1 protein-coding gene is annotated in these 275 nt (G+C 38.5%); it reads left to right on the top strand.

The features are described from left to right. Nucleotides 1–275: hypothetical protein (locus ACFIK0_RS09710; RefSeq protein WP_375663963.1), on the top strand; the 275-nt coding region annotated here is incomplete at both ends.

The raw sequence follows: 275 nt of genomic DNA, 5'->3' as shown, positions 1-275 counted from the left end.
AAAGCTTTCAAACCAACTAAAACCGAATCAAGCAAGCGGACCATTAAGGTTAACCGCCAATTGCTTAATCGCTTAGCTGACTTGAAAGCCAATCAAAGTGTTATGGTATTTCAAAATGTATTAGGGACAATCCCAACAAGTAATGCCCTTAATAAATGTCTACGTTCTATTATGGAGTCATGTGGAGTTAAAAAGCAAGGCTTTCACTTTCACTCATTGCGACACGTTCATGTAGCCTATTTATTGGGCAAGGGTGTAGATGTTTATGCGATTAG

The organism is Bartonella sp. CL63NXGY (assembly GCF_042194905.1).
In the GTDB taxonomy this organism is placed as follows: domain Bacteria; phylum Pseudomonadota; class Alphaproteobacteria; order Rhizobiales; family Rhizobiaceae; genus Bartonella.
This window is presented reverse-complemented; position numbering and strand designations above follow the sequence as displayed.